The organism is Streptomyces scabichelini (genome assembly GCF_011045015.1).
Lineage (GTDB): Bacteria > Actinomycetota > Actinomycetes > Streptomycetales > Streptomycetaceae > Streptomyces > Streptomyces scabichelini.
Map to the genome: position 1 here is coordinate 1 of NZ_JAAKZY010000377.1, position 5,011 is coordinate 5,011.

At 72.3% G+C, this 5,011-nt stretch carries 5 protein-coding genes; all 5 read left to right on the top strand.

What is annotated here, in order from left to right; all coding sequences use genetic code 11:
* Positions 1-65 precede the first annotated feature (65 nt).
* The 5 genes from G5C60_RS49425 to G5C60_RS49445 are packed head-to-tail and all read left to right on the top strand — an operon-like array spanning position 66 to position 4,969.
* On the top strand, positions 66-1,235 hold the full coding sequence (locus tag G5C60_RS49425; RefSeq protein WP_165270659.1) for an FAD-dependent oxidoreductase: 1,170 nt from the start codon (positions 66-68) through the stop codon (positions 1,233-1,235).
* Positions 1,232-1,543 carry a (2Fe-2S)-binding protein gene (locus tag G5C60_RS49430; protein ID WP_338146148.1) on the top strand — a complete coding sequence of 104 codons (312 nt, stop codon included), beginning with the start codon at positions 1,232-1,234 and terminating at the stop codon, positions 1,541-1,543. The genes G5C60_RS49425 and G5C60_RS49430 overlap by 4 nt, the downstream gene beginning before the upstream one ends.
* On the top strand, positions 1,536-3,050 hold the full coding sequence (locus G5C60_RS49435; protein ID WP_206440969.1) for an NAD(P)/FAD-dependent oxidoreductase: 1,515 nt from the start codon (positions 1,536-1,538) through the stop codon (positions 3,048-3,050). The genes G5C60_RS49430 and G5C60_RS49435 overlap by 8 nt, the downstream gene beginning before the upstream one ends.
* Entirely contained in the window at positions 3,047-3,937 is an 891-nt protein-coding gene (locus G5C60_RS49440) for a dihydrodipicolinate synthase family protein (RefSeq protein ID WP_165270661.1), read from the top strand. The genes G5C60_RS49435 and G5C60_RS49440 overlap by 4 nt, the downstream gene beginning before the upstream one ends.
* A 30-nt stretch (positions 3,938-3,967) precedes the next feature.
* Positions 3,968-4,969 carry a proline racemase family protein gene (locus G5C60_RS49445; RefSeq protein ID WP_165270663.1) on the top strand — a complete coding sequence of 334 codons (1,002 nt, stop codon included), beginning with the start codon at positions 3,968-3,970 and terminating at the stop codon, positions 4,967-4,969.
* Positions 4,970-5,011: the final 42 nt, after the last annotated feature.

The window sequence follows — 5,011 nt, forward strand, 5'->3', positions numbered from 1 at the left end:
CCTTACGGGGCGCCCCCTGACGGGGCGCTCTTGGCTCGTCTGGAAGCATGTGACATGGTACTGGCGTGAACTCGCTACTGACCTGCGATGTTGTGGTCGTCGGGGCTGGGATGGTGGGGGCGGCCAGTGCTCTGTATGCGGCTCGGGCGGGGCTTGGGGTCGTACTTGTGGATCGCGGGCCTGTGGCCGGGGGTACCACCGGTGCTGGTGAGGGGAATTTGCTCGTCTCGGACAAGGAGCCGGGGCCCGAGCTTGAACTTGCCCTGTTGTCGGGGCGGTTGTGGGCGGATGTCGCCGCCGAGCCGGGCATCGCGGAAGCGGTCGAGTACGACCTCAAGGGCGGTCTTGTCGTTGCCTCCGGGGCGGACGGGCTCGAGGCTCTGGAAGAGCTTGGCGACGGGCAGCGTGCGGCCGGGGTCGAGACCGTGCCGGTCGGCGCCGATCAACTCCGGGATCTGGAGCCGCACTTGGCGACGGGACTCGCGGGCGGGGTGCTGTATCCGCAGGACGCCCAGGTGATGCCGACCCTCGCCGCGGCCCATGTCGTACGGCTGGCCAGGGCGGCGGGCGCCTCGCTGCGGACGGGGGCGACGGCCACGGAAGTGCTGCGCACGGGGGAGGGGGCGGTGCGCGGGGTCCGTACCTCTCGGGGCGACATCCACGCCCCGGCGGTCGTGAACGCGGCCGGTACCTGGGGCGGGGAACTGGCCGCGCTCGCCGGCACCTCCCTGCCCGTGCTGCCCCGGCGCGGCTTCGTCCTGGTCACCGAGCCGTTGCCGCCGCGCACGGTACGGCACAAGGTGTACGCCGCCGACTATGTGGCCGACGTGGCCAGTGACTCGGCGGCGCTGCAGACCTCGCCTGTGGTGGAGGGGACGGCCGCCGGGCCGGTGTTGATCGGGGCCAGCCGGGAGCGTGTCGGCTTCGACCGGTCCTTCTCGCTGCCGGTCGCCCGGGCGCTGGCGGCGGGCGCGACGCGGCTTTTCCCGTTCCTGGAGGGGGTCCGGGCGATGCGCGGCTACCTCGGCTTCCGTCCGTACATGCCCGACCATCTGCCCGCGATCGGGCCCGACGCGCGGGTGCCTGGTCTCTTCCACGCCTGCGGGCATGAGGGCGCGGGGATCGGACTCGCCACGGGTACCGGGCACTTGATCGCCCAGGTGCTGACCGAGAAGACCCCGGATCTCGACCTGGCCCCGTTCCGCCCCGACCGTTTCCCCGAGGAGGGCGTGTGAGAGCACCGAAGTCGCCACTGGAAGTGGTCCGCGCCCGGCCGGGTCCCGCCTTCACCGTCACCTTCGACGACCGCGAGATCACCGTCCTTCCCGGACAGACGATCGCCGCCGCCCTCTGGTCGGCGGGCATCACCTCCTGGCGTACGACGCGGAAGAGCGGTGAGCCGCGCGGTGTCTTCTGCGGCATCGGCGTCTGCTTCGACTGCCTGGTGAGCGTCAACGGGCGGGCGAACCAGCGGGCTTGTCTGGTGCGGGCGGAGACGGGGGACGTGATCCGTACCCAGGAAGGGACCGGTCGGCATGGCTGAGGGACCACGCCTCGTGGTGGTCGGTGCGGGCCCCGCGGGGCTTGCGGCCGCACTTGCCGCCGCGGGGCGTGGGGTACGTGTGACGCTGGTCGACTCCGCGGCGGAGGCGGGCGGGCAGTTCTACCGTCAGCCCGCCGCGGCGCTGGGCGCCCGCCGTCCCCAGACCCTGCACCACCAGTGGCGCACATGGGAACGGCTCCGCGACGGCCTCGCGGCACATGTCGCGGCGGGCCGCATCACGCATCTGACGGATCACCATGTGTGGTTCGTGGAGCGGAAGCCGGACACGTTTGTCGTCCACACCCTGATCGGCCCCGAGCAGGAGCACCCCGTCGCCGTCCCCGCCGACGCCGTGCTGCTGGCCACCGGTGGGTACGAGAAAGTCCTGCCGTTCCTCGGATGGACCCTCCCCGGAGTGGTCACCGCGGGCGGGGCGCAGGCCATGCTGAAGGGCGGGCTCGTGCTGCCGGGGCGTACCGCCGTGGTGGCCGGGACCGGGCCGTTGCTGATGCCGGTGGCGGTCGGGCTCGCGGCGGCCGGGGCCAAGGTCGCCGCGCTCGTCGAGTCCGCCGATCCCAGGGCCTTCGTACGGCACGCCAGGGCGCTGGCCGCCCACCCCGCCAAGCTGGCCGAAGGCGCCCGGTACGCCGCCGAGTTGGCCCGGCACCGGGTGCGGATCCACGTCCGGCACACCGTCGTCGCGGCGCATGGCAGCGACCGGCTCGACGCCGTGACCGTCGCCGCTGTCGACGGCGACGGGCGGGTCAGGACCGGCACCGAGCGGCGCATCGCCTGCGACGCCCTCGCCGTCGGCCACGGCATGCTGCCGCACACCGACCTCGCCGAGGCGCTCGGCTGCCGCCTCGACGGGACGGGCGTCGCCGTCGACGACGAGCAGCGCACCGATGTGCCCGGCGTCTGGGCGGCCGGGGAGACCACCGGGATCGGCGGCGCCGTGCTGTCGCTCGCCGAGGGCAGGATCGCGGGCCTCTCGATCGCGGCCCGGCTCAACTCCCGTACGCCGGACCCGCGTTCGTACGAGGGAGCCACGCAAGCCCGTACCCGACTGCGGGAGTTCTTCGCCGCCCTCGACACCGTCTACGCCCCGCACGCCCACTGGACCGAGCAGGTCACCGACGACACCGTCGTGTGCCGCTGCGAGGAGGTGCCCGCCTCCGCGGTCCGGGAGGCGGCGGGCGAACTCGGCGCCGGTGACGTACGCACTGTGAAGCTGCTGACCCGGGCCGGGATGGGCTGGTGCCAGGGCCGGATGTGCGGCCCGGCGGTGGCAGGGCTCGCGGGGTGCGAGTTCCAGCCCTCGCGACGGCCGTTCGCCCGGCCTGTACCGCTCGGCGTGCTCGCCGGAACCGACTTCGACCGGCACCACATGGGGTCTGTGGAGTCCATGGACTCCACGGACCGCACGGACCGCACGGACCGCACGGACCGCACGGACCGCACGGACCCCACGGACTCCACAGACCCCACCGAGGAAGGATCCTCATGACCGATCACCGCCCCTGGCGCGGCGTCCTCGTCGCCACCGCCCTCCCGTTGCGCGACGATCTCTCCGTCGACTACGACAAGTTCGCCGAGCACTGCGCCTGGCTCGTCGAGAACGGCTGCGACGGCGTCGTACCGAACGGCTCCCTCGGCGAGTACCAGGTGCTCACCCCCGAGGAGCGCGCCAAGGTCGTGGAGACGGCCGTCGCCGCGATCGGCGGAGAGCGCGTGATGCCCGGGGTCGCCGCCTACGGGTCCGCCGAATCCCGCCGCTGGGCCGAGCAGGCACGCGACGCCGGCTGCCGCGCGGTGATGCTGCTGCCGCCCAACGCCTACCGTGCCGACGAACGCTCGGTCCTCGCCCACTACGCCGAGGTCGCGAAGGCGGGGCTGCCGATCGTGGCGTACAACAACCCCATCGACACCAAGGTGGACCTCGTACCCGAACTGCTCGCGAAGCTGCACGGCGAGGGGTACATCCACGGGGTCAAGGAGTTCTCGGGCGATGTCCGGCGCGCCTACCGGCTGGCCGAACTCGCCCCAGAACTCGACCTGTTGATCGGCGCCGACGACGTGCTGCTCGAGCTGGCGATCGCGGGTGCCAAGGGGTGGGTGGCCGGTTATCCGAACGCGCTGCCCGCCGCGAGCGTCGAGCTCTACCGCGCCGCGGTGGAGGGTGACCTCGACACCGCGCTGCCCCTCTACCGGCAGCTGCACCCGCTGCTGCGCTGGGACTCGAAGGTCGAGTTCGTGCAGGCCATCAAGCTGTCGATGGACATCGCCGGGCGGCGGGGCGGCCCGGTACGCCCGCCCCGCGTCCCGCTCCTGCCGGAGCAGGAGGCCGCCGTGCGCGCCGCCACCGAGAAGGCCGTCGCCGCAGGACTCGCATAGCCCATAGACGCTCGTACAAGGAGGCTGGTCATGCGCAGCAAACTCGTCCTGCAGGCCGTCGACTCGCACACCGAGGGCATGCCGACCCGGGTGATCACCGGCGGCATCGGCACCATCCCGGGCACCACCATGAACGAGCGCCGCCTGTACTTCCGTGAACACCGCGACGACATCAAGCAGTTGCTGATGAACGAGCCGCGCGGCCATGCGGCGATGAGCGGCGCGATCCTTCAGCCGCCCACCCGCCCCGACTGCGACTACGGGGTCGTCTACATCGAGGTTTCCGGCTATCTGCCCATGTGCGGGCACGGCACGATCGGCGTGGCCACCGTCCTCGTCGAGACGGGCATGGTGGAGGTCGTCGAGCCGGTCACCACCATCCGGCTCGACACCCCGGCCGGTCTTGTCGTCGCCGAGGTCGCGGTGGAGGACGGGGCCGCCAAGGCCGTCACCCTCCAGAACGTCCCGTCGTTCTCCGTCGGCCTCGACCGCAAGGCCACGCTGGCCGACGGACGGACGGTGACGTACGACCTGGCGTACGGCGGAAACTTCTACGCGATCCTGCCGATCGACCAGTTCGGGCTGCCCTTCGACCGTTCCCGCAAGGACGACATCCTCGCCGCCGGGCTTTCGCTGATGGACGCCATCAACGCGGAGGGGGCGCCCGTCCACCCGGAGGACCCGTCCATCCACGGCTGTCACCATGTGCACCTCCTCGCACCCGGCGCCACGGCCCGGCACTCGCGGCACGCGATGGCGATCCACCCCGGCTGGTTCGACCGCTCACCCTGCGGTACGGGGACCAGCGCACGCATGGCGCAGCTGCACGCGCGCGGTGAACTCCCGCTGCACACCGAGTTCGTGAACGAGTCCTTCATCGGGACGCAGTTCACCGGGCGGCTCCTCGGGACCACCGAAGTCGCCGGGATCCCGGCCGTGCTGCCCAGCTTCACCGGGCGCGCCTGGGTGACCGGGACCGCCCAGTACCTGCTCGACCCGTCCGACCCGTTCCCGGCCGGATTCACCCTCTAGGAGACGCCCGCGATGCCCGCCCAGCGCACCGGCGCCCGGTCC